Origin of the sequence: Salmonella sp. SJTUF15570 (assembly GCF_043357055.1) — a bacterium.
Classification (GTDB): Bacteria; Pseudomonadota; Gammaproteobacteria; order Enterobacterales; family Enterobacteriaceae; genus Salmonella; species Salmonella enterica.
Map to the genome: position 1 here is coordinate 1 of NZ_JBEUKJ010000009.1, position 24,635 is coordinate 24,635.

Consider the following 24,635-nt stretch of genomic DNA (forward strand, 5'->3'; position numbering starts at 1 on the left):
AATAAATATCCTCCGGCATAGCCGGAGGTTTTTCAGATGCGCCTGTAAGGCTCTCTTACCAGCCGCGCCCTAACAGGCGCATACGATCTGACATTTGCATCAAACTTCGTTACTTACGGCCCGTAAACGGGCTGCCCGGATAAGGGATCGATAATTGCTCACCCATTTTATCCTCTTCAAGCTGGTGCTTTATGTAGTCCTGTATCTTCGCCGTGTTCTTACCCACCGTATCGACATAGTACCCTCTGCACCAGAACTCCCTGTTCCTGTATTTGAATTTTAGATCCCCAAACTGCTCGTAAAGCATCAGACTACTTTTACCCTTCAGATATCCCATGAAGCTCGACACACTCATCTTCGGCGGGATCTCCAGAAGCATGTGAATATGATCTGCACAACATTCCGCTTCCAGAATTCGTACGTTTTTCCATTCACACAATTTTCTTAATATGCTGCCTACTGCCCTACGCTTCTCTCCATAGAACGCTTGTCTTCGGTATTTGGGCGCGAAAACTATGTGATATTTACAGTTCCATCGGGTGTGCGCTAAGCTCTTTTCGTCCCCCATTGGGACCCCCTTTTGATTTCTTGTTGAACTTTTGCAGTTGCCAGACCGCAAGATGTTTTAACAAATCAAAAGGGGTTTTAATAACTGGCTTAAAGCTGAAAGCTTTCCGGAACCCCCAGCCTAGCTGGGGGTTTTCCATAGACAAAAAAGAGGCCGGATTATCCGGCCTCCTGGGAAAAATGAGGTAAATGATTAGGCGTAACCGTAGCTCATCAAACGCTGGTAACGACGGTTTTTTAAATCATCGGTGCTTAACACATCGAGATCGGCTAAATCTTCCAGCAGCTGCGCTTTTAGCGATGCCGCCATCGCTTCCGGATTACGGTGCGCGCCGCCCAGCGGCTCCGGAATGATGGAATCGATTAGCTTCAGCTCTTTCAGACGCGGCGCGATGATGCCCATTGCTTCAGCAGCCAATGGCGCTTTGTCGGCGCTCTTCCACAAAATAGAGGCGCAACCTTCCGGGGAGATAACGGAATAGGTGCTGTATTGCAGCATATTCACTTTATCACCCACGCCAATCGCCAATGCGCCGCCGGAGCCGCCTTCGCCAATCACGGTGCAGATGACCGGTACGTTCAGACGAGACATCTCACGCAGGTTGCGGGCGATGGCTTCAGACTGACCACGCTCTTCCGCGCCCACGCCAGGGTAAGCGCCCGGGGTGTCGATGAAGGTGATAATCGGCATGTTGAAGCGTTCAGCCATTTCCATCAGGCGCAGCGCTTTGCGGTAGCCTTCCGGCGCTGGCATGCCAAAGTTACGACGAATTTTTTCTTTGGTTTCACGACCTTTCTGATGACCAATGATCATCACCGGCCGCCCTTCCAGACGCGCGATACCGCCGACGATGGCTTTGTCATCAGCATAGGCGCGATCGCCCGCCAGCTCATCAAACTCATCAAACGCCAGACGGACATAATCCAGGGTGTACGGACGCTGCGGATGGCGCGCCAGTTGGGCTACCTGCCATGCGCCGAGATCGGCGAAGATTTTGCGCGTCAGTTCTACGCTTTTTTCGCGCAGGCGATGGACTTCTTCATCGATATTAATATCCAGTTTCTCATCCTGGCGGCTTACCGCAGTCAGAGAATCGATTTTCGCTTCCAGCTCTGCTATCGGCTGTTCAAAATCAAGGAAATTCAGACTCATAGTATTCCTGTATTAGTCAAACTCCAGTTCCACCTGCTCCGAACCAATGAGGCCACGCAGATCGTTAAGTAAACGATCGCTCGGAGAGACACGCCACGTTGCGCCAAAACGCAGCCGCGCACGCGCATCCGCCCTCTGATAGTAGAGATGTACTGGAATGGTCCCCGAGCGGTGGGGTTCCAGAGACTGACGGAGTCGGTTTAAAAGCTGGTCATCAATTTGCCTGTCCGTCAGCGAGATAGCAAGCCCGCGAGCGTATTTTTCGCGAGCTTCGTCAATATCCATCACTTCGCGGGCGGTCATTTTAAGCCCCCCGCTGAAGTCATCAAAGCTGACCTGTCCGCTGACGATAAGTATGCGGTCTTTTTCCAGCAACTGCTGGTATTTATCCAGCGCGTCGGTAAATAACATCACTTCCAGACGCCCGGAACGGTCATCCAGCGTACAGATGCCGATACGATTGCCGCGCTTGGTGACCATAACCCTTGCGGCAATCACGAGCCCCGCAGCCGTGGTGACTTTACCACGTTCTGTCGGATGCATGTCTTTGAGCCTTACCCCGCCGACATAGCGCTCAATTTCTTTTAAATACTGATTGATGGGGTGGCCCGTCAGGTACAGCCCCAACGTTTCACGTTCCCCATCTAACACCACCTGCTCCGGCCACGGCTGGCAGCTGGCATAGGATTGCTCGATTTGCTCCGGCTCTTCCGCCAGTACGCCGAACATATCCGCCTGACCGATAGCTTCCGCTTTGGCGTGCTGGTCGGCGGCTTTCAGCGCATCGCCCAATGAGTTCATCAGCGCGGCGCGGTGCGGCCCCAGGCGGTCGAACGCCCCGGACATGATCAGCTTTTCCAGCACCCGGCGGTTGAGCTTTTTGGTGTCGGTCCGCGCGCACAGATCAAACAGCTCGCGGAAATAGCCGCCCTGATTACGCGCGTCGATGATCGCTTCGATCGGCCCTTCGCCGACGCCTTTGATCGCGCCGATGCCGTAGACGATCTCGCCCTCATCGTTAACGTGGAAATGGTACAATCCGGAGTTAATATCCGGCGGCAGAATTTTCAGTCCCATCCGCCAGCACTCGTCCACCAGGCCGACGACCTTCTCGGTGTTATCCATATCGGCAGTCATCACCGCCGCCATAAATTCAGCCGGATAGTGCGCCTTTAGCCATAGCGTCTGGTAAGAAACCAGCGCATAAGCGGCGGAGTGCGATTTGTTAAACCCGTAACCGGCGAATTTCTCCACCAGGTCAAAGATTTTCATCGCCAGTTCGCCGTCGATACCGTTCTTTTTCGCGCCCTCTTCAAAAACGGAACGCTGTTTGGCCATCTCCTCCGGCTTTTTCTTACCCATCGCACGACGCAGCATATCCGCGCCGCCGAGAGTATACCCGGAAAGTACCTGGGCAATCTGCATCACCTGTTCCTGATACAGAATGATGCCGTAGGTCGGCTCCAGTACCGGCTTCAGGCTTTCATGCTGCCACTGAACGTCCGGGTAAGAGAGTTCTTCACGACCGTGCTTACGGTCGATAAAGTTATCTACCATCCCTGACTGCAACGGGCCGGGACGGAACAGGGCCACCAGTGCGATCATATCTTCAAAGCAGTCTGGCTGCAGACGTTTGATCAGATCTTTCATGCCGCGCGATTCAAGCTGGAAGACCGCCGTGGTTTCCGAGCGCTGCAGCATGTCGAAGCTTTTTTTATCGTCCAGCGGAATGGCGGCGATATCCAGCGGCGGCTCGCCGTTTTTCTCGCGCCGCTTGTTGATCATCTCCAGCGCCCAGTTGATGATGGTCAGCGTACGCAAACCGAGGAAGTCGAACTTCACCAGTCCGGCATATTCCACGTCGCTTTTATCAAACTGGGTAACCGGATGCTTGCCCTCTTCATCGCAGTACAGCGGCGCAAAGTCGGTAATTTTGGTCGGCGCAATGACCACGCCGCCAGCGTGTTTACCGGCGTTACGCGTGACGCCTTCAAGCTTACGCGCCATATCGATCAGCGCTCTGACCTCTTCGTCCGCCTCGTAAATTTCCGGCAGTTGCGGTTCCGCTTCAAAGGCTTTTGCCAGCGTCATGCCCGGATCGGGCGGCACCAGCTTCGAGATACGATCGACAAAACCGTACGGATGCCCCAGCACGCGGCCCACATCGCGGATAACGGCTTTCGCCGCCATCGTACCGAAGGTGATAATCTGCGATACCGCATCACGCCCGTACATGTCTGCGACGTGCTCAATCACCTGGTCGCGTTTCTCCATACAGAAGTCAACGTCGAAGTCAGGCATCGAGACACGTTCCGGGTTCAGGAAACGTTCGAACAGCAGGTCAAATTCCAGCGGATCAAGGTCGGTAATTTTCAGCGCGTAGGCCACCAGCGAACCAGCCCCGGAACCACGTCCCGGCCCTACCGGCACGCCGTTATCTTTTGACCACTGGATAAACTCCATCACGATGAGGAAGTAGCCAGGGAACCCCATCTGGTTGATAACCTGTAGTTCAATATCCAGACGCTCGTCATATTCCGGGCGACGCTTTTTGCGCTCTTCTTCGTCCGGAAACAGGAAAGCCAGACGCTCTTCCAGCCCCTCTTTCGATTTTTTGACCAGATAATCTTCGGTGGTCATATCGCCGGTCGGGAACTGCGGCAGGAAATATTCACCCAGACGCACCGTTACGTTGCAGCGTTTGGCAATCTCCACCGTATTTTCCAGCGCCTCCGGAATATCGGAGAACAGCTCGCACATTTCTTCTTCACTGCGCATATACTGCTGCGGTGAATAATTGCGTGGACGCTTAGGATCGTCAAGGGTGAAACCGTCGTGGATCGCGACACGAATTTCATGGGCGTCAAAATCATCGCTTTCAAGAAAACGGACATCGTTTGTCGCGACAACCGGCAAACCACGTGCCTCAGCCAGCTCAACCGCAGCATGGAGATAGGTCTCTTCATCCTGTCTGCCGGTACGGATCAGTTCCAGGAAGTAGCGATCGGGAAAATGCGCTTCATAGAAAGCAACGCACTCCTCCACCAGCGCCTGGTTGCCGCGTAGCAGACAGCGGCCTACGTCGCCCATGCGCCCGCCGGAAAGCAGGATCAAACCTTCTTTAAGCTCTACCAGCCAGTCGCGCTCGATAATCGGGCCTGCCGCGCCGTAGCCGCGCTGATACGCTTTCGAGATCAGCAACGTCAAGTTCTGGTATCCCGTATTATTCGCCGCCAGTACCGTCAGATGAGTCAGCTCATCTCCCAGCAGTTCGTTGTGAACGTTAAAGTCCGCCCCGACGATGGGTTTAATGCCCGCGCCATGACCCGCTCCGTAGAACTTCACCAGACCGCAGAGGTTGGTAAAATCGGTGATCGCCAGCGCAGGCATACCTAATGAGGCCGCCTTTTTCACCAGCGGCCCGGTCTTCGCCAGCCCATCGATCATAGAGTAGTCGCTGTGCACCCGCAGGTGAACGAAACGTGGTTCAGACATCTTCAGATTTCTCGATACAAGAATCAGGACACAAGTCCCAGAGCGCGTTTAACAGGCGCAAAACTGCGTCGGTGGTGCGCCGTCGCGCCATACTGGGCCAACTTTTCCAGATGAAAAGCGGTTGGATAGCCTTTGTGCTGCGCAAAGCCATACTGAGGAAAAACGATATCCAGCGCCGCCATTTCTGCGTCGCGGGTGACTTTTGCCAGAATAGACGCCGCGCTAATCTCCGCCACGCGACTGTCGCCTTTCACCACGGCCATTGACGGCACAGGCAGCGCCGGACAGCGATTGCCGTCGATCAGCACATATTCTGGCGCAATATGCAGACCAGCGACAGCGCGCTGCATGGCGAGCATGGTGGCGTGCAAAATATTCAGCTCATCAATTTCATGCGCTTCCGCGCGTCCCAGACTCCAGCTTAACGCCTTTTCTTTAATCTCGTCATACAATGACAGACGACGCTTTTCAGACAATTTTTTGGAATCATTCAGACCGACGATCGGACGAGCCGGATCGAGGATCACGGCGGCGGTCACTACGGCGCCCACCAGCGGGCCACGGCCCACTTCATCCACACCCGCCACTAAATGGGTGTGTGGATAAACAAATTCGATCATTGTGCTAACTCCAGGACGGCATCTGCCGCCTGCTCATCGGCATTACAGCGGATCTGCTGATGCAGTTCACGGAAGGTGTCGTGCATCGCATGGCTGGTTTTACCGTTCGCCAGTAGCGGCAACAGCGCTTCGGCGAGTTTTTGCGGTTCGCACTCTTCCTGCAACAGCTCTTTGACTAATTCTCTTCCCGCCAGCAGGTTAGGCAAAGACACATACTCCGTTTTCACCAGACGTTTCGCCAGCCAGAAAGTGAAGGGCTTCATACGATACCCCACTACCATCGGGCATTTTGCCAGCATACACTCCAGCGCCGCCGTACCCGAGGCCAGCAGAGCCGCGTCGCTGGCGATCATCGCCTCGCGCGCCATGCCGTCCAGCAAATGAACGGCGAGATCCGGCGCAACCTCCGCTTTAATTTTTTCAAACTGCTCGCGGCGTTTCGCGTTCACCAGCGGCACTACCACTTCCAGATCGGGATAGCGCTGTCGCAGCAATTGTGCGGTTTTCAGGAAGTCGGCGCTGAGCATTTCCACTTCCGCGCCACGGCTGCCTGGCAGTAGCGCCAGACAATGGGCGTCATGCGGGATACCCAGCACGTCGCGCGCCGCATTTTTATCCGGGTCCAGCGGCATGGCATCCGCCATGGTGTGACCGATAAAGCGGCACGGGACGTTAAATTTATCGTAAAACGCTTTTTCGAAAGGCAGAAAAGCCAGCACCATATGGGTGGATCTGCCTATTTTGAAAACGCGTTTCTGTCGCCAGGCCCAAACGGACGGGCTGACATAATGAATGGTCTTAATCCCTTGCTTTTTCAGATTACCTTCGAGGGTAATGTTGAAATCAGGGGCATCAATCCCGACAAAGACATCGGGCTTGAGCTCGGTAAAACGGCGGGTCAGATCGGCGCGGATATGCAACAAACGGCGTAAACGTCCGAGCACTTCAACAATGCCCATGACCGCCAGCTCTTCCATTTCGTACCAGGCTTCACACCCTTCGGCCTGCATACGCGGCCCCGCAACGCCCACAAAACGGGCGTTGGGTACGCGCGCTTTCAGCGCACGAATTAAGCCTGCGCCAAGAATATCGCCGGACGTTTCACCGGCGACCAGGGCAATCGTTAAAGGACGCTGTGCCGCCATTAACGAATCGGACCGCGCGTTGAACGCTCAAAGAACTCGGTAAACGCCTTCACTTCCGGATGCTTTTCAGCAAGTTCAGCGATTTCCAGCTTCGCTTCATCGAGCGTTTTACCACTGCGGTACAACAGTTTGTAGGCATTACGAATCGCCACCAGCCCTTCACGGCTAAAGCCGCGACGCTTCAGCCCTTCGATATTTACCCCGAACGGCGTCGCATGGTTACCCTGCGCAATCACATACGGAGGGACATCCTGCGCCACGCCGGAGCAGCCGCCGACCATCACATGCGCACCGATAATGCAGAATTGATGAACTGCCGTCATACCGCCGATAATCGCAAAATCATCGACTGATACGTGCCCCGCCAGCGTGGCGTTGTTGGCGAGGATACAGCGATTACCTACCGTACAATCATGTGCGACATGCGCATTGATCATCAGCAGGTTATCGCTACCCACCTTCGTCAACCCACCGCCCTGCACTGTACCACGATGAATGGTGACGCTTTCGCGGATGCGGTTACGATCGCCAATTTCCACACGGGTCGGCTCACCCGCATATTTCAGATCCTGGTTCACTTCACCGATGGAGGCAAACTGATAAATCTCGTTGTCGCGGCCGATTTTGGTTTGACCATTCACGACCACATGAGACTTCAGTACGGTTCCCTCACCAATTTCGACCTGCGGCCCAACAATACAAAAGGGACCAATGTGGGCATTAGCGCCAATTACAGCGCCGTCTTCCACAATGGCGGTAGGATGAATAAAGGCGGATTTATCAATCACGAATCAGGCCTCCCGGCTACGAGCACACATCATGGTTGCTTCGCACACAACTTTACCGTCGACCAGCGCAACCCCTTTAAAGCGGGTCAGGCCACGGCGCGTTTTCTCGAAAGTGACTTCCATGATCATCTGATCGCCTGGCACCACCGGACGCTTAAAGCGCGCTTCATCAATACCCGCGAAATAATACAGTTCGCCAGGTTCCAGTTTACCAACGCTTTTAAACGCCAGAATACCGGTTGCCTGCGCCATCGCTTCCAGAATCAGCACGCCTGGCAAAATCGGTTTGCCCGGGAAGTGTCCCTGGAAAAACGGCTCGTTGACGGAGACATTTTTCACCGCACGCAGAAAACGACCTTCTTCAAAGTCCAGCACGCGATCGACCAGTAAAAACGGAAAACGGTGCGGCAGAAGCTCTAAAATCTCTTCAATCTGCAGAGTATGAGTGTTAGTAGTCAAAATACTCTTCCTGTCCAAATATACAAAAAGGCAATAATAACACGGCCTGCCGCAATCGTATGAATGTGACAGGCCGGAAAAGAATGGCAACTACAAGGCGGAACGTTAGTCTTGTTGATTAACCTTGCGCTCAATCGCTTTGAGACGCTTGCTCATATCATCAATGTTCATCACCAGTGCAGCAGTTTTACGCCATACTTTGTTGGGTTGCAGCGGAATGCCTGAGGAGTAGACGCCCGGTTCCGTGATGGGACGCATCACCATACCCATGCCAGTTACCGTGACTTTGTCGCATATTTCCATATGCCCATTGATCACGCTGGCGCCGCCAATCATGCAGTAACGGCCAATCTTCAGGCTACCCGCCATAATGACGCCACCGGCAACTGCCGTATTGTCGCCAATCACGACGTTATGTGCAATCTGGCACTGATTATCAATAATCACGCCATTGCCAATAACAGTATCATCCAACGCGCCACGGTCAATGGTGGTACAAGCGCCGATCTCGACACGATCGCCAATAATGACCCGGCCCAGTTGTGGGATCTTCACCCAGTTGCCACGATCGTTAGCGTAGCCAAAACCGTCCGCGCCGATCACCGTACTGGACTGGATCAGGCAATTCTCACCGATCTGAATGTCGTGGTAAATCGTTACGTTCGCCCACAAGCGTGAACCCGCCCCGATTTTGCTATTTTTTCCGACGAAACAGCCTGCGCCGATAACCACGTTATCGCCCAGTTGTACGCCAGATTCAATCACCGCATTCGCGCCGATTGAAACATTGCTACCCAGCGTTGCCGTCGCATCAATCACGGCGCTTGGCGCGATATTCTGCGCGGGCTGCGGCGTAGTATCTAAAATTTGCGCCATGCGCGCGTAGGTCAGGTAGGGATTTTTAACTACCAGCGCCGCGCTCTTGGCAAAAGGAAGATCGTCCTGCGTCATGACAACCGCAGAAGCCTGGCATATACCTAAGTGTTCACGGTACTTAGGATTTACCATAAACGTAATGTGGCCTGTTGTTGCAGATTGCATGGACGCAACGCCGGTGATGACGATATCGCCATCACCGTGTAATTCTGCATCCAACTGTTCTGCTAAGTCAGCCAGTCGAATTGAAGGCATTACTTATTTAACCTGTTTCAGTACGTCAGCGGTGATGTCTTTCACATCGCTGCTGTTGTAAGCAACGGTGTTTGCGTCTACCACCAGATCGATACTCTGGTCGTTAGCCACTTTTTTCACCGCAGTCTGGATACGAGTCACCAGTTTGTTGCGTTCTTCGTTGGAACGACGAGCGCGATCTTTCTCAAAAGCCTGCGCTTTTTGCGCGAAAGTCTGGCGCTGAGACATCACGTCTTTTTCCAGCTTAGTACGATCGCTACCTGCTTTCATGGATTGCAGACGCTGCATTTTAGATTGCAGATCGGTTTCCATTTTTTGCAGTTCAGCCGCACGGCCTTTAAATTCGTTTTCCAGTGTATTGGATACACCCGTCTTCTGCGCAACCTGTTGGAACAGATTACCCATGTTGACGATTGCAATTTTGTCAGCAGCCTGTGCGGACGTTACCATCGCCAAACCAAGACCTGCAGCTAATAACCACTTTTTCACAATAAACTCCTTACCATCCCATTTGCACCCGAAGGTACAGCTCTTTGCGTGGCCTGGCGATCCCCGGGGGCATCGCCAAAAGTCATCGCTACACTACCAATGCATTCCTTTGCAGTGAACAATTACCAGGTTTTACCAATGTTAAACTGGAACTGCTCGGCTTTGTCTCCATCGTACTTTTTAAACGGCTGGGCGTAGGAGAAGACCAACGGCCCCAATGGGGACATCCATTGTAATGCGATACCCGCGGACATACGGATGTTGCCTGGATCGCTGTAATCCGGTACATCTGACGGCGCAGATGACGGATCCCAGTTCGTATCCCAAACGGTACCCATATCCCAGAAGAAGGAGGTACGAACCGAGTTGGCATACTTTTCGCTGATGAACGGCGTCGGGGTAATAAATTCCAGGCTGGCGACAGCCATGGCATTACCACCTACCGCATCATCTGATTTACAGCCTGATTCCTGAGTACAGTCTTCGTAATCATCATTATCGCCCCCACTAGTGCGGGCGCCGTTTTTATAGACCGCTTTCGGGCCGATAGTATTCGACTGGAAACCACGCACGGTACTGGAACCACCGGCATAGAAGTTCTCATAGAACGGCATTTCCTTGCCGCCTAAACCATCGCCGTAACCCCAACGAGTACGCCCCAGAACCACCCACTTGTGATCGTTATCAATAGGCACATAGGTCGCGGTATCCAGCGACACTTTGTAGTATTCGTTGTCGGAACCTGGAATCGTCACCTTACCCGTCAGGTTGACTCGCGAGCCGTCCGTCGGGAAATAACCACGGTCAAGCTTGTTATAGGTCCAGCCGTAGTTAAAGGTGAAGTCGTCGGCGGCAAAATCGCTGGCATCAGGGTCGCCCATCGACTCAAGATAACGATCCATCGCAATCTGCGGCTGCATGTTGGACAGTTTGTTATGGACATAACCCAGACCAGCACGCAACGTGTTGTACTCGTTGATGGGGAAGCCAAGCGTCACATCCGTACCGTAACTCTTGTTGGTATAGTCGGACAGGTCGGCATCATCCGCTTCAAAGTCGTTATAGAAAATACGACCACCGAGGCTCACGCCGTCAACGGTAAAGTATGGGTTAGTAACGGACAGTTCGCTGTAGGTCTGGTAGTCGTTTTTGGTACCGTTAATCCCCACGGAATAACCGGTACCTAACCAGTTGTCCTGCTGAACGCCGGCCTGGAAGCTAACGCCGCTTTCTGTACCGTAACCGATACCGAAGTTAAAGCTACCGGTGTTGCGCTCTTTCACCTTGTACACCACATCAACCTGATCCGGGCTACCCGGAACGCGCTGCGTGTCGGTGTCGACGGTTTCAAAGAAGCCGAGACGGTTCAGACGCTCTTTTCCCTGGTCAACCAGGTCGCTGCCCAGCCACGCCCCTTCCATCTGGCGCATTTCACGGCGCAGAACGGAATCTTTTGAGGTGTCGTTGCCTTCAAAGCGGATCTTACGCACGTAGAAACGGTTGCCCGCATCGACGTTTACGCGCAGTTTTACGGTTTTGTCAGCATCGTTAATTTCAGGCTGTGACTGCACGCGCGGATAGGCGTAACCATAGCGACCCAGAAGCTTTTTGATGTCATCTTCCATTTTGGTCACTTTGGTGCCGTTATAGAGCTCGCCCGGTTCAATTTTCGTCAGTTTCTCAATTTCAGCGGAATGTCCGGCCAGGTTACCGCTCACCTGAACCCCGGAAAGCTTGTACTGATCGCCTTCGGTGATATTGACGGTGATGTAGATCCCTTTCTTATCCGGCGTCAGACTCACTTGCGTGGAGTCAATATTGAAACGCGCGTAGCCGCGATCCAGATAGTAGCTGCGCAAGGTTTCAAGGTCGCCCGCCAGCTTCTGTTTCTGGTATTTACGATCGCCGACGACGTTCCACCACGGCACTTCGTCACGCAACTGGAAATGAGAAATGAGTTCTTCGGTGCTAAAGGCATGGTTACCGACGATGTTGATCTGTTGGATCTTCGCCGATACGCCCTCCTGGAACACCAGTTTAAGATCAACACGGTTGCGCGGTAGCGGCGTGACGACCGCCTTAACGCTGGCGCTGTATTTACCTACGCTATAGTAAAAGTCTTCCAGACCTTTTTCGATATCAGACAACGTGGTGCGATCCAGAGACTCGCCAACACGTACGCCAGACGCTTCGAGGTTTTGCTTGAGCATGTCATCTTTCACCGACTTGTTCCCGGAGAAAGTGATGCTGGCAATGGTCGGACGTTCTTTTACCTGAACCAGAAGGGTATTACCATCGCGCAGGACGCGGACGTCCTCAAAGTTGCCGGTGGCGAACAGAGCGCGAATGGTGTTACTGATATCTTCATCATTAACCGTGTCGCCTGTGCGCACCGGCATACTGAGGAGAGCCGCACCAACGGCGACTCGCTGCAGGCCTTCGAAATGAATGTCCTTCACTACGAACCCTTCAGCACCGTATACGGTGGCGCTGCTGAACAGCAGCGACGCTATGAGCAACTTTTTCATCGCCATCGTTATTATGCGTTCTTCCTAACTAACTCTCTTACAACCGAGAGAAATCATTGAAAAGTGCAAGCCCCATTAACAACACCAGCAAAATCGAGCCAATGCGATAACTAAAGTCTTGAACCCGCTCGGATACCGGCCCGCCCTTAAGCTTTTCAATCGCCAGGAACAGCAGATGCCCCCCGTCAAGAACGGGCAGCGGAAACAGGTTAATTATCCCTAAGTTCACGCTGATTAGCGCAAGGAACATCAGGTAATAAATCACCCCGAACTCCGCTGACATCCCAGCCCCCTGAGCGATAGAAATCGGCCCACTGAGGTTGTTCAGTTTCACATCACCGGTTATCAATTTACCCAGCATACTGACCGTCAGCTTCATCAACTGCCACGTCTTATCCGTGGCTTCGAGGATGGCGCTAAAAGGCCCATACTGGCGTATAGTCTTGTACTCTTCCGGCAGAGGAATAATTTTAGGCACCACGCCTGCAAACCCTTCCGCCTTTCCGTTAACCGATTTCGTATCCGGCGTTAACGTCAACGACAAGGCGCTCCCCTGCCTTTCAATCTCTAACGCTAACGGCTTACCGGGATTATCGCGTACAAACGTCACGAATTTCATCCACTGCGTTAACGGCTGACCATCGACTTTAACGATCCTGTCGCCCGCTTGCAAACCCGCTTTACTGGCTGCGGAATTCGCCTGCACTTCTGACAGTACCGGTTCAATCTGTGGCCCGCGGGGCCGAATCCCTAAAGAAGATACAGGATCTTGCTTATCAGGCTCAAATGCCCAGTGACGTAAATCAAGCGTTTTGTCCTGCCGCTGGTCGCTACCAAACGGCGCGACGCTCACCGTCGTCTGCTGATCGCCAATTTTGGACACCAGTTGTAAACGCACGGCATCCCAATCAGGGGTTTCGATACCATCAACGGCTTTAAGTTCCGTACCAGGCGCAATTTGCGCCTGCGCAGCAATCGAGTTGGGCGTTATTTCGCCAATGACCGGACGAACGCCAGGGACGCCGATGATAAAGACCAGCCAGTAAGCAAAGATAGCAAAAATGAAGTTCGCAACCGGACCTGCGGCAATAATTGCGGCGCGCTGGCCCACCGTTTTGTTATTGAAGGCGTGACGACGCAATTCCGGCGCTACCGGTTCGGCGCGTTCATCCAGCATTTTGACGTAGCCGCCCAGCGGGATCAGGGCGATGACATACTCGGTGCCGTACCGATCGGTACGACGCCAGAGCGCTTTGCCAAAACCGATGGAAAAGCGCTCAACTCGCACACCGCAGCGCCGGGCAACCCAGAAATGACCAAATTCATGCACAGTGATCAGCACGCCCAGTGCGATGATGAATGCAGCCAGATTCCAGAGAATACTCAGCATAAAACCTTCCGTTAGAGCGTCCTGAACACCAGTAACAACAGGCAAGCAAAGACCGGTACGGCAGCCGTCAGGCTGTCAATTCGGTCCAGAATGCCGCCATGGCCTGGAATCAAGTGGCCGCTATCCTTAATTCCTGCTTCGCGCTTAAACATACTCTCGGTGAGGTCGCCCAGTACAGAAGCCAGAGCCGCCACCACAGAGCAAATCAGCAAGATAACAGGCGCAACATTCAGATTCGCCCACATACCGTAACCCCATGAGATCACGGCAGCCGTAGCAAGCCCGCCGATAAACCCTTGCCAGGTTTTACCCGGGGAAACCTTCGGCGCCAACTTATGTTTGCCAAACAATTTACCAAACATATACGCGCCAGAGTCCGCTCCCCAGACCAGGATCATGACATAGAGTAGCCATATTGCGCCACTGTAATGATTCTCGTCATAGTGCCAGGCGCGCAGCGCCAGCATTCCCCAGAAAAATGGCACAATAGTTAACAAACCGAAAATGAGACGCAATGTTTTTGAGTTGCGCCAGATTGCCGCCGAACCGGGATAAAATAGCACCAGCAGTAGCGCGACAACCCACCATCCTAACGATGCCCAAAGCGACATCTCAACCAGCGGTTGACGAATGTTGTGATGATACTCAGGCAACAAAAATAGCATCAGCGCCAATAACAGACCACACAGCACCGCCAGCCAAACCCGCTGTGAACGCGCGGCGAAACCGCTTAACTGTCCCCATTCCCACGCGGCCAGCATACAGACAACCAGCGTAATAATGGCGAACCCCACCGGCGGCAATAAAAAAAGCGCAGCGATGACCGCGGGTATTAACACAAAAGCAGAAATCAGGCGATACTTCAGCAAAAGCAACCCCCATCAGGCTTTGTCATCACCAGGCTCGGTACCGCCGAAACGACGCTCTCGATTAGCAAAGGCATGCAGCGCACCTTCAAAGTCTTGTTCATCGAAATCGGGCCAAAGAACATCCGTAAAGTAAAGTTCGGCATAGGCAATTTGCCAAAGCAAAAAGTTACTAATGCGATGCTCTCCCCCAGTCCTAATTACTAAATCCACAGGCGCCAGCTCATGCATACAGATTTGCTGGCCTAGTCTCTCTTCATCAATCTGATCGGGGCGCAGCACTCCAGCCTGCACCTGTTCCGCCAGTTGTCGGACTCCCTGGACAATATCCCAACGTCCGCCGTAATTCGCAGCGATATTCAGCGTTAGACCCGTATTATGGGCGGTAAGCGCTTCTGATTTGCGAATACGTTCTTGTAAACGTGAGTTAAATCGGCTGATATCGCCGATAATACGCAGGCGAACGTTATGGCGGTGCAGGCTTTTGACTTCGCTATCCAGCGCCCACACAAACAGCTCCATTAACGCGCTCACTTCCTGCGCCGGTCGGTTCCAGTTTTCACTACTAAAGGCATACAGCGTTAACGCATCAATACCGTTATTGGCAGCAAAAGAGACCGCTCGCCGGACGGACTTCGCCCCGGCTTTATGCCCAAAGGCCCGGATCTTCCCTTGCTTTTTCGCCCAGCGACCATTGCCATCCATAATTATGGCAACATGACGGCAGCCATGTGCTGGCAAATTTTCGCTTACTGGTTGAGTTGCAGACAACATAACGCGTTTTTTGTCCCTGAAAGGATTTAGCGGTACTCAGGAATACTGAAGCCTTTATACACATTCTCTTCGGTTCGCTTCGCGGATGACCGCGCGTCATCGCCCCTGTCGTGCGCTGTCTACGCACGCCGGGAACGTATTCGCCTGCCGTCCCGATGCGTCCTGAATGATTTTGTGTATCCACAAAAAAGCCGTGTAAAACCACGGCTAACCTGACCGAAAAAAGCCAAAAACCTGCGATCAGGTGGCGCAGACTATATCACCGAAGCCCAACGCTAACAAATAGCACGATCTTCTGTCGCGGGATAATCGTCAGCGTGAGAGCCGTATCACTTGTTTTCTGGCTACTTCACGCGCGATGGCGTCAACCTGCAATACGTCATCAACGCTTGCCGGTTCTTGTAAATCCATCCTCTCCAGCACCGCTAAATTGAGCCCGGCGATATCGGTAAAACGAATCTGTTGCGCCAGAAACGCGGCAACGGTGATTTCGTTTGCCGCATTAAGCGCCGTCGTTGCCGCCTGACCTTGCTCAAACGCCTCCATCGCCAGCTTCAGGCACGGATAACGCTGATAATCTGGCGCGCTAAACGTCAGCGCGCTGAGTTTGCAAAAATCAAGCGGCTGCGCGCCGGACGTGACGCGATTCGGCCATGCCATCGTATGCGCAATAGGCGTACGCATGTCAGGTTCTCCAAGCTGCGCCAGGACGCTGCCGTCCTGATAACGCACCATCGAATGAATGACCGATTGCGGATGGATCAACACTTCCATCTGACGTGCGCTGGCATTAAATAACCAACGCGCTTCAATGTATTCCAGACCTTTATTCATCATGGTGGCGGAGTCGACGGAGATTTTTCGCCCCATCGACCAGTTCGGATGACGACATGCCTGATCCGGCGTCATCGCTGCCAGATCGCACATTGGCGTTTCACGAAACGGGCCACCAGACCCGGTAAGCAAAATCGACGTTACGCCATTTTGCTCAAGGTCAGCGTATCCCAGATTATGCTGAATAGATTGCGGCAAACTCTGAAAAATCGCGTTATGTTCGCTATCGACGGGTAAAAGCCGGGCGTTGCTGCGTTTTACTTCGTCCATAAACAGCCGCCCGCAGGTCACCAGCGATTCTTTATTCGCCAGCAGAATCGTCTTCCCTGCGCGAATCGCCGCCAGGGTCGGCAGTAAACCAGCCGCGCCCACAATGGCCGCCATCACATGCCCGACCTCATCAAGCGCCGCCATCTCACAGGCAGCCTGCTGACCGCTCAGAACCTCGGTGCGGCTGCCATGCTGCTGAAGCATTATTTTGAGCTGTTCTGCGCTCGACGTATCGTCCATCACGGCATAACGCGGCGAGAACTCCAGGCACTGCTCCGCCATGCGGGCGACATTTTTACCCGCCACCAGCGCGATAACGCGGAAGCTATCAGGATTATGGCGCACCACGTCCAGTGTGCTGCAACCAATAGAGCCGGTCGAGCCCAGAATGGTTAATTGCTTCATGAAACGTCCAGAAGTGTTGAAACGGAATAAAAAGCAAAGCGCCGCACAGGAGACCTGATAATGTCTTCTGCGCGGCGCTTTGTACACCACTCATCCGCCAGGTTTAGCGGTGGAATGAGTTTATATCTGCGTACAGATCAATCAGAACTGCATCAGTTCTGCTTCTTTATCTGCCAACGCCGCATCAACTTTCTTAATTGCCGCGTCGGTCATTTTCTGTACTTCTTCCTGAGAGCGACGATCGTCATCTTCACTGATCGCTTTATCTTTCAGCAGAGCTTTTACTTTATCGTTCGCATCACGGCGGACGTTACGAACGGCGACACGCGCCTGCTCCGCTTCGCCACGGACAATTTTCGTCAGATCTTTACGACGTTCTTCGGTCAGCGGCGGCAGCGGAACGCGAATGTCGGTGCCCGCAGAGCTTGGATTCAAACCGAGGTCTGACGCCATGATCGCTTTTTCAACGGCTGGCCCCATAGAACGGTCAAACACGTTAATTTTTAAGGTACGGGAGTCTTCTACCGTTACGCTTGCCAACTGGCGCAGCGGGGTCGGAGTGCCATAGTATTCTACGACAATACCATCCAGCAGGCTGGGAGAAGCACGACCCGTGCGCACTTTGCTGATTTGGGTTTTGAACGCTTCAACGCATTTTTCCATGCGTACTTCAGCATCTTTTCTGATATCGCTAATCACGTTACGAATCCTTGAAAACTAGTCTCAGTCAGACCAGACGGTCACACAATACAAAGATGTGCTAAGTATAGTCTCGTTTAATTTCTGCCAGGTAATAAGACCCGTCAATAGAACAGAATCTTACCCGTATTTGGCGCTCACGGGAATTATTCCGTGATTAACGTCCCTTCTTTTTCGCCCATCACCACACGACGCAGCGCGCCTGGTTTGTTCATGTTGAAAACACGAATCGGCAGTTTGTGGTCACGAGCCAGCGTGAACGCCGCCAGATCCATCACTTTCAGCTCTTTATCCAGCACTTCGCTGTAGGTCAGCTGATCGTACATGGTCGCGGAAGGATCTTTTGCCGGATCGGCAGTGAATACGCCATCCACTTTGGTCGCTTTCAGTACGACATCCGCTTCAATTTCGATCCCGCGCAGACAGGCCGCAGAGTCGGTAGTGAAGAACGGGTTACCCGTACCTGCAGACAGAATCACAACACGGTTATTACGCAGCAGGCTAATCGCCTCGGCCCAACTGTAGTTGTCGCACACGCCGTTTAAAGGAATTGCCGACATCAGGCGGGCGTTCACATAGGCGCGGTGAAGCGCATCACGCATTGCCAGGCCGTTCATGACGGTGGCCAACATGCCCATGTGGTCGCCCACAACGCGGTTCATCCCCGCTTTTGCCAGACCCGCGCCACGGAACAGGTTACCACCGCCAATCACCACACCAACCTGAATACCCAGTTCAACCAGTTCTTTGATCTCCTGAGCCATACGATCCAGTATGCTTGCATCAATACCGAAGCCTTCCGTACCCTGCAGAGCTTCGCCGCTTAATTTAAGCAGAATGCGTTTATAGACGGGTTTTGCATTGGTAGCCATGTTTCTTTCCTGAGACTGTCAACGATTGATATGAGTTAATTCCGGCGACATTGTACGTCGCATTTCAGCGCAGACGCCAGGCGTCGGCTGATTTTACAAGAGAGGCGCAAAAAGAAGCCGCCCTCAGGCGGCTCCTCAGGAAAATCAGGACTGCTTAGACATCGCAGCAACTTCTGCTGCAAAGTCAGTCTCGACTTTCTCAATGCCTTCGCCCACTTCAAAGCGGATGAAGCCAGTCACGTCAGCGTTGTGCTCTTTCAGCAGTTGGCCAACAGATTTGCTCGGTTCCATGACGAAAGGCTGACCAGTCAGAGAAACTTCGCCGGTGAATTTCTTCATGCGGCCTTCAACCATTTTCTCTGCGATTTCTTTCGGCTTACCGGACTGCATCGCGATGTCCAGCTGTACCTGGTACTCTTTCTCTACCACGTCAGCAGACACGTCTTCCGGCTTAACGAATTCCGGCTTGCTTGCCGCAACGTGCATCGCCAGCTGCTTAACCAGCTCTTCGTCAGCGCCTTTAGCGGCAACCAGAACGCCGATGCGCGCACCGTGCTGGTAAGAACCCAGCACGTCGCCTTCCAGGGAAGCGACGCGACGAATGTTGATGTTCTCGCCGATTTTCGCAACCAGAGCAACGCGCTCTTCTTCGAACTGCGCTTTCAGGACTTCTACGTCAGTGATTTTGCCAGCAACAGCGGCGTCCAGCACTTTGTCAGCAAATGCCTGGAAGCCAGCATCTTTAGCCACGAAGTCAGTCTGGCAGTTAACTTCCAGAATGAAAGCGACGTTGCCGTCGATTTTGGTTTTGATTACGCCGTCAGCAGCCACGTTGCCTGCTTTTTTCGCCGCTTTGATAGCGCCGGACTTACGCATGTTTTCGATTGCCAGCTCAATGTCGCCATTCGCTTCAGTCAGCGCTTTTTTGCAATCCATCATGCCTGCGCCGGTACGCTCACGCAGCTCTTTTACCAGGGATGCGGTAATTTCAGCCATTCTAAAATCCTCGAAAGATTTGATCTGCCCGGCATCAAACCGCACAGATATAAAAGTGAAAAAGGGGGCCATATACAGGCCCCCTAACCAAACGTGATACTACCTGGTCTATAAGGGCTCTCCCCTTCATATTTCGAGCCGCAGGCGCGTTGCCTTCACTCGCTCATCCCGGTCACTTACTGATGTAAGCTCCCGGGAATTCTCGAGCTTGCCGCCTTCCTGCAACTCGAACTATTTTAGGGAGTTATCAAGCCTTATTACTCGGCTTCTACGAAGCTTTCTTCCGCCTGGGAAGCCAGATCCTGAGAACGGCCTTCACGAACGGTTGCAGCGACAGCGCCCAGGTACAGGCTAACAGCACGGATTGCGTCATCGTTACCCGGGATAACGAAGTCAACGCCGTCCGGATCAGAGTTGGTATCAACGATAGCAAATACCGGGATACCCAGGTTGTTCGCTTCTTTGATAGCAATGTGCTCGTGGTCAGCATCGATAACGAACAGAGCGTCCGGCAGACCGCCCATGTCTTTGATACCGCCCAGGCTGTTTTCCAGTTTCTCAAGCTCACGAGTACGCATCAGCGCTTCTTTCTTGGTCAGCTTTTCGAAAGTACCGTCCTGAGACTGAGTTTCCAGGTCTTTCAGACGTTTGATGGACTGACGAACTGTTTTCCAGTTAGTCAGCATACCGCCCAGCCAGCGATGGTTCACGAAGAACTGGTCGCAGCTGTTAGCAGCTTCTTTCACCGCTTCGCTTGCAGCGCGTTTAGTACCAACGAAAAGGATTTTACCTTTACGAGCAGAGATCTTGTTCAGTTCAGCCAGAGCTTCGTTGAACATCGGTACAGTTTTCTCAAGGTTGATGATGTGAACTTTGTTACGCGCGCCGAAGATGAAAGGCTTCATTTTCGGGTTCCAGTAACGGGTCTGGTGACCAAAGTGAACACCAGCCTTGAGCATGTCGCGCATGGAAACAGTTGCCATGATTTAAAACCTCTATAGATTAAGTTGGGGTTATGCCTCCACGTATCCCATATTACCGACCCCAAAGGGCACCCCGGAATATGTGCCGATACGTGTGTGTTGTTACACAAAGTGAGATTTGTCGCTCCCGTCCATCGTGTGTAGTCTTCGAATGGATCGGAAGTCCGGCGCGCTTTATACCACAAATACGCCACCGACACCAATAATTGTTGGCACTCAATGCTGAATTGAACGATGAATTTCGTGTTACAAGCAGGCGGCAAATTTTTGCATCCCCGGGAGCTTACGGCCAATAAGTGACTGGGGTGAAAAAATGTCGCCAACGCACCTGTGGCACGAAAGGCGAAGTTCAGAATGATTCTCAATTTGGCAGGGTACACCCCTGACTGATACCATTGTCAGCACTTACACAATTATTGCCGAAATCATCGGCACTGATGGACAGAATTCATGGCTATCTCTATCAAGACATCTGAAGACATCGAAAAAATGCGCGTCGCGGGCCGTCTGGCAGCCGAAGTGCTGGAAATGATCGAACCGTATATCAAACCGGGCGTCACCACCGGCGAACTGGACCGTATCTGTAACGATTACATCGTTAACGAACAACACGCGATCTCCGCCTGCCTCGGCTACCACGGCTATCCGAAATCCGTCTGTATCTCTATTAATGAAGTGGTGTGCCACGGCATTCCGGATGACGCTAAACATCTGAAAGATGGTGATATCGTCAACATCGACGTGACCGTGATTAAAGATGAATTCCACGGCGATACCTCGAAGATGTTTATCGTCGGCAAACCGACCATTCTCGGCGAGCGTCTGTGCCGCGTCACGCAAGAGAGCCTGTATCTGGGCATCAAAATGGTGAAACCGGGCATCCGCCTGCGCACCATTGGCGCCGCCATCCAGAAATATGCCGAAGGCGAAGGTTTCTCCGTGGTACGTGAATACTGCGGACACGGTATTGGTCGCGGCTTCCATGAAGAACCGCAGGTGCTGCATTATGATGCAGACGATGGCGGCGTCGTGTTGCAGCCTGGCATGACCTTTACCATTGAACCGATGCTGAACGCCGGGGATTACCGTATCCGCACCATGAAAGACGGCTGGACGGTAAAAACCAAAGACCGCAGCTTGTCTGCTCAGTACGAGCATACTATTGTGGTAACGGAAAACGGCTGTGAAATTCTGACGCTGCGTAAAGATGACACCATCCCGGCGATCATCACACACGACGAATAATGTTTTGCCTGATGGCGATGCCTTCGCATCTTATCAGGCCTACAAATTACACCTTTACTCAAAATCATTCGAGTTGCCTCAAGGCGGCAAGAGAGTGAATCTTCAGGAGCGTACATAAGTACGTGACTGGAGTGAACGAGCGCAGCCAACGTAGAAGCAACTTGAAGGATGAAGAGTAAATACGTAGGCCGGATAAGGCGTTCACGCCACCATCCGGCTTTTTAATGGGTGGCGCATATGAATACTCTTCCTGAACAGCACGCGAATACCGCACTCCCCACCCTCCCGGACCAGCCGCAAAACCCTGGCGTCTGGCCGCGCGCTGAACTGACCGTCGCCGGTATCAAAGCCCGCATCGACATCTTTCAACACTGGCTGGGAGAGGCATTTGACAGCGGCATTTGTGCTGAACAGCTTATTGAAGCCCGAACCGAATTTATCGACCAGTTGTTGCAACGCCTGTGGATTGAGGCCGGTTTCGGTCAGATTGCCGATCTGGCGCTGGTCGCCGTCGGCGGCTATGGACGCGGCGAACTGCATCCGCTTTCCGATATTGATCTGCTCATTTTAAGCCGCAAAAAGCTGCCCGATGAACAGGCGCAAAAGGTCGGCGAGCTGCTGACTTTATTATGGGACGTCAAGCTGGATGTCGGGCATAGCGTACGTACGCTGGAAGAGTGTCTGCTGGAAGGTCTGTCTGATTTAACCGTTGCGACAAACCTCATCGAAACGCGCCTGCTGATCGGTGATGTCGCTCTGTTTCTGGCACTGCAAAAACATATTTTCAGCGAAGGTTTTTGGCCGTCCGACAAATTTTACGCCGCCAAAGTAGAAGAGCAGAACCAGCGCCACCAGCGCTATCACGGTACCAGCTATAATCTGGAGCCGGATATTAAAAGCAGCCCCGGCGGCCTGCGCGATATCCATACATTGCAGTGGGTCGCCCGACGTCACTTCGGCGCCACCTCGCTCGATGAGATGGTGGGATTCGGCTTTTTAACCCCGGCTGAGCGCGCGGAGCTCAACGAGTGCCTGCATATCCTGTGGCGCATTCGCTTTGCGCTACATCTGGTGGTCAGCCGCTACGATAACCGCCTGCTGTTCGACCGCCAGTTAAGCGTCGCTCAACGCCTTAACTACAGCGGCGAGGGCAATGATCCGGTTGAGCGGATGATGAAAGACTACTTCCGGGTTACGCGTCGGGTGAGCGAACTTAATCAGATGCTGCTTCAGCTATTTGACGAGGCGATTCTGGCGCTGCCTGCGGATGAAAAACCACGTCCTGTTGACGATGAGTTTCAACTGCGCGGCACGCTCATTGATCTGCGTGACGACACGCTGTTTATCCGCGAACCGCAAGCGATCCTGCGGATGTTTTATATGATGGTGCGCAATAGCGCGATCACCGGCATCTACTCTACGACGTTACGCCATTTGCGCCACGCCCGCCGCCACCTGAGCCAACCGCTGTGTTACATCCCGGAGGCGCGCACTCTGTTTCTGAGTATGCTGCGCCATCCCGGCGCGGTCAGCCGCGGCCTGCTGCCCATGCATCGCCACAGCGTACTGTGGGCTTATATGCCGCAGTGGTCACACATCGTCGGACAAATGCAGTTTGACCTGTTCCACGCATACACGGTGGATGAACACACCATCCGCGTAATGCTCAAACTGGAGAGCTTTGCGAAAGAAGAGACACGCCAGCGCCATCCGCTATGCGTCGATCTCTGGCCGCGGCTTCCCCATCCGGAACTGATCCTGATCGCCGCGCTGTTCCACGATATTGCGAAAGGACGCGGTGGCGACCATTCGGTACTGGGCGCGCAGGATGTACTCACCTTCGCCGAACTGCACGGTTTGAACTCACGCGAAACGCAACTGGTCGCCTGGCTGGTGCGCCAACACCTGCTGATGTCAGTCACCGCCCAGCGCCGCGACATCCAGGATCCGGAAGTCATCAAGCAGTTTGCCGAAGAGGTGCAAACCGAAACACGGCTGCGTTTTCTGGTCTGCCTGACCGTCGCGGACATCTGCGCGACCAACGAAACCTTGTGGAATAGCTGGAAACAGAGCCTGCTGCGCGAGCTGTACTTCGCCACTGAAAAACAGCTCAGACGTGGAATGCAAAATACGCCGGATATGCGTGAGCGCGTGCGTCACCATCAGCTTCAGGCGCTGGCGCTGCTGCGAATGGACAATATTGATGAAGCCGCGCTGCACAAAATCTGGACCCGCTGTCGCGCTAACTATTTTGTTCGTCATAGTCCAAATCAGCTCGCCTGGCACGCACGCCATTTATTGCAGCACGATCTGCGCCAACCGTTAGTGTTGCTCAGTCCGCAGGCCACGCGCGGCGGAACCGAAATTTTTATCTGGAGTCCGGACAGACCCTATCTGTTTGCCGCCGTCTGCGCCGAGCTGGACAGGCGTAATTTAAGCGTCCATGACGCGCAGATCTTTACCACTCGCGACGGCATGGCAATGGATACGTTTATCGTTCTGGAACCAGACGGCAGCCCGCTGGCGGCGGATCGCCATGACGTTATTCGCACCGGTCTTGAACAAACCATTACGCAGCGTAGCTGGCAGCCGCCGCAGCCGCGTCGGCAACCGGCAAAGTTACGGCACTTTACGGTCGAAACGGAAGTCAATTTTCTGCCCACCCATACCGACAGAAAATCATTCATGGAATTGATCGCGCTCGATCAACCTGGTCTGCTGGCCAGGGTCGGACAAATTTTTGCCGATCTGGGAATTTCGCTTCATGGCGCCCGAATTACAACCATTGGTGAACGAGTAGAAGATTTATTCATAATCGCCACAGCGGATCGGCGCGCACTTAATAATGTGCTGCAACTTGAGGTGCAACAACGGTTGACAGCGGCCCTCAATCCAAACGATAAAGGGTAGTGTGTTTATTTATATG

General features: G+C 53.3%; 20 protein-coding genes. 2 read left to right on the forward strand and 18 right to left on the reverse strand.

Translation table 11 applies throughout. The features are described 5' to 3' along the window. Positions 1–109: 109 nt before the first annotated feature. The 18 genes from tnpA to rpsB all read right to left on the reverse strand — a co-directional run bounded on the left by tnpA (position 110) and on the right by rpsB (position 20,464). On the reverse strand, positions 110–568 hold the full coding sequence (gene tnpA / locus ABVN44_RS17425) for an IS200/IS605-like element IS200F family transposase (protein ID WP_000502119.1): 459 nt from the start codon (positions 566–568) through the stop codon (positions 110–112). A gap of 192 nt (positions 569–760) precedes the next feature. Further along, positions 761–1,720, reverse strand: a complete 960-nt coding sequence (accA, locus tag ABVN44_RS17430; protein WP_000055753.1) for an acetyl-CoA carboxylase carboxyl transferase subunit alpha — start codon at positions 1,718–1,720, stop codon at positions 761–763. A 12-nt stretch (positions 1,721–1,732) separates the two neighbouring features. Beyond that, the gene (gene dnaE / locus ABVN44_RS17435) at positions 1,733–5,215 is read right to left on the reverse strand and encodes a DNA polymerase III subunit alpha (RefSeq protein WP_023232654.1); all 3,483 of its coding nucleotides are present in this window, start codon (positions 5,213–5,215) and stop codon (positions 1,733–1,735) included. Between the two features lie 23 nt (positions 5,216–5,238). After that, the gene (gene rnhB, locus ABVN44_RS17440) at positions 5,239–5,835 is read right to left on the reverse strand and encodes a ribonuclease HII (RefSeq protein WP_000569411.1); all 597 of its coding nucleotides are present in this window, start codon (positions 5,833–5,835) and stop codon (positions 5,239–5,241) included. Next, on the reverse strand, positions 5,832–6,980 hold the full coding sequence (gene lpxB / locus ABVN44_RS17445; protein ID WP_000741216.1) for a lipid-A-disaccharide synthase: 1,149 nt from the start codon (positions 6,978–6,980) through the stop codon (positions 5,832–5,834). Before lpxB ends, rnhB begins: the two co-directional genes overlap by 4 nt. Continuing rightward, a complete protein-coding gene (lpxA, locus tag ABVN44_RS17450; RefSeq protein WP_000565950.1) occupies positions 6,980–7,768 on the reverse strand; it encodes an acyl-ACP--UDP-N-acetylglucosamine O-acyltransferase in 789 nt (262 codons plus the stop codon). Before lpxA ends, lpxB begins: the two co-directional genes overlap by 1 nt. A 3-nt stretch (positions 7,769–7,771) precedes the next feature. Next, positions 7,772–8,227: a 3-hydroxyacyl-ACP dehydratase FabZ gene (gene fabZ / locus ABVN44_RS17455; protein WP_000210741.1), complete on the reverse strand. Its 456-nt coding sequence runs from the start codon at positions 8,225–8,227 to the stop codon at positions 7,772–7,774. A 105-nt stretch (positions 8,228–8,332) separates the two neighbouring features. Next, on the reverse strand, positions 8,333–9,358 hold the full coding sequence (lpxD, locus tag ABVN44_RS17460) for a UDP-3-O-(3-hydroxymyristoyl)glucosamine N-acyltransferase (protein WP_023232653.1): 1,026 nt from the start codon (positions 9,356–9,358) through the stop codon (positions 8,333–8,335). A gap of 3 nt (positions 9,359–9,361) precedes the next feature. Then, positions 9,362–9,847, reverse strand: coding sequence for a molecular chaperone Skp (gene skp, locus ABVN44_RS17465; protein ID WP_000758966.1), 486 nt, complete (start codon positions 9,845–9,847; stop codon positions 9,362–9,364). A gap of 122 nt (positions 9,848–9,969) precedes the next feature. Continuing rightward, entirely contained in the window at positions 9,970–12,381 is a 2,412-nt protein-coding gene (bamA, locus tag ABVN44_RS17470) for an outer membrane protein assembly factor BamA (protein ID WP_001240923.1), read from the reverse strand. A gap of 31 nt (positions 12,382–12,412) precedes the next feature. Next, on the reverse strand, positions 12,413–13,765 hold the full coding sequence (gene rseP / locus ABVN44_RS17475; protein WP_000949017.1) for a sigma E protease regulator RseP: 1,353 nt from the start codon (positions 13,763–13,765) through the stop codon (positions 12,413–12,415). A gap of 11 nt (positions 13,766–13,776) precedes the next feature. Further along, positions 13,777–14,634 carry a phosphatidate cytidylyltransferase gene (gene cdsA / locus ABVN44_RS17480; protein ID WP_000922422.1) on the reverse strand — a complete coding sequence of 286 codons (858 nt, stop codon included), beginning with the start codon at positions 14,632–14,634 and terminating at the stop codon, positions 13,777–13,779. A 12-nt stretch (positions 14,635–14,646) separates the two neighbouring features. Then, positions 14,647–15,405 (reverse strand): (2E,6E)-farnesyl-diphosphate-specific ditrans,polycis-undecaprenyl-diphosphate synthase, encoded by a 759-nt coding sequence (gene ispU, locus ABVN44_RS17485; protein ID WP_000947413.1) that lies wholly within the window; start codon positions 15,403–15,405, stop codon positions 14,647–14,649. 312 nt (positions 15,406–15,717) lie between these two features. After that, on the reverse strand, positions 15,718–16,914 hold the full coding sequence (gene ispC, locus ABVN44_RS17490; RefSeq protein ID WP_000811904.1) for a 1-deoxy-D-xylulose-5-phosphate reductoisomerase: 1,197 nt from the start codon (positions 16,912–16,914) through the stop codon (positions 15,718–15,720). A 141-nt stretch (positions 16,915–17,055) separates the two neighbouring features. Continuing rightward, positions 17,056–17,613 (reverse strand): ribosome recycling factor, encoded by a 558-nt coding sequence (frr, locus tag ABVN44_RS17495; protein WP_000622423.1) that lies wholly within the window; start codon positions 17,611–17,613, stop codon positions 17,056–17,058. Positions 17,614–17,759: 146 nt separating this feature from the next. Beyond that, positions 17,760–18,485, reverse strand: coding sequence for a UMP kinase (gene pyrH, locus ABVN44_RS17500; protein ID WP_000224567.1), 726 nt, complete (start codon positions 18,483–18,485; stop codon positions 17,760–17,762). 144 nt (positions 18,486–18,629) lie between these two features. Beyond that, the gene (tsf, locus tag ABVN44_RS17505; RefSeq protein ID WP_000808106.1) at positions 18,630–19,481 is read right to left on the reverse strand and encodes a translation elongation factor Ts; all 852 of its coding nucleotides are present in this window, start codon (positions 19,479–19,481) and stop codon (positions 18,630–18,632) included. Between the two features lie 257 nt (positions 19,482–19,738). Continuing rightward, positions 19,739–20,464 carry a 30S ribosomal protein S2 gene (gene rpsB / locus ABVN44_RS17510; RefSeq protein ID WP_000246886.1) on the reverse strand — a complete coding sequence of 242 codons (726 nt, stop codon included), beginning with the start codon at positions 20,462–20,464 and terminating at the stop codon, positions 19,739–19,741. Positions 20,465–20,914: 450 nt separating this feature from the next. On the opposite strand from rpsB, the gene map reads away from it, so the two are divergent. Beyond that, positions 20,915–21,709, forward strand: a complete 795-nt coding sequence (gene map / locus ABVN44_RS17515; protein WP_001018214.1) for a type I methionyl aminopeptidase — start codon at positions 20,915–20,917, stop codon at positions 21,707–21,709. A gap of 237 nt (positions 21,710–21,946) precedes the next feature. Further along, on the forward strand, positions 21,947–24,619 hold the full coding sequence (glnD, locus tag ABVN44_RS17520; protein ID WP_001094519.1) for a bifunctional uridylyltransferase/uridylyl-removing protein GlnD: 2,673 nt from the start codon (positions 21,947–21,949) through the stop codon (positions 24,617–24,619). Positions 24,620–24,635: the final 16 nt, after the last annotated feature.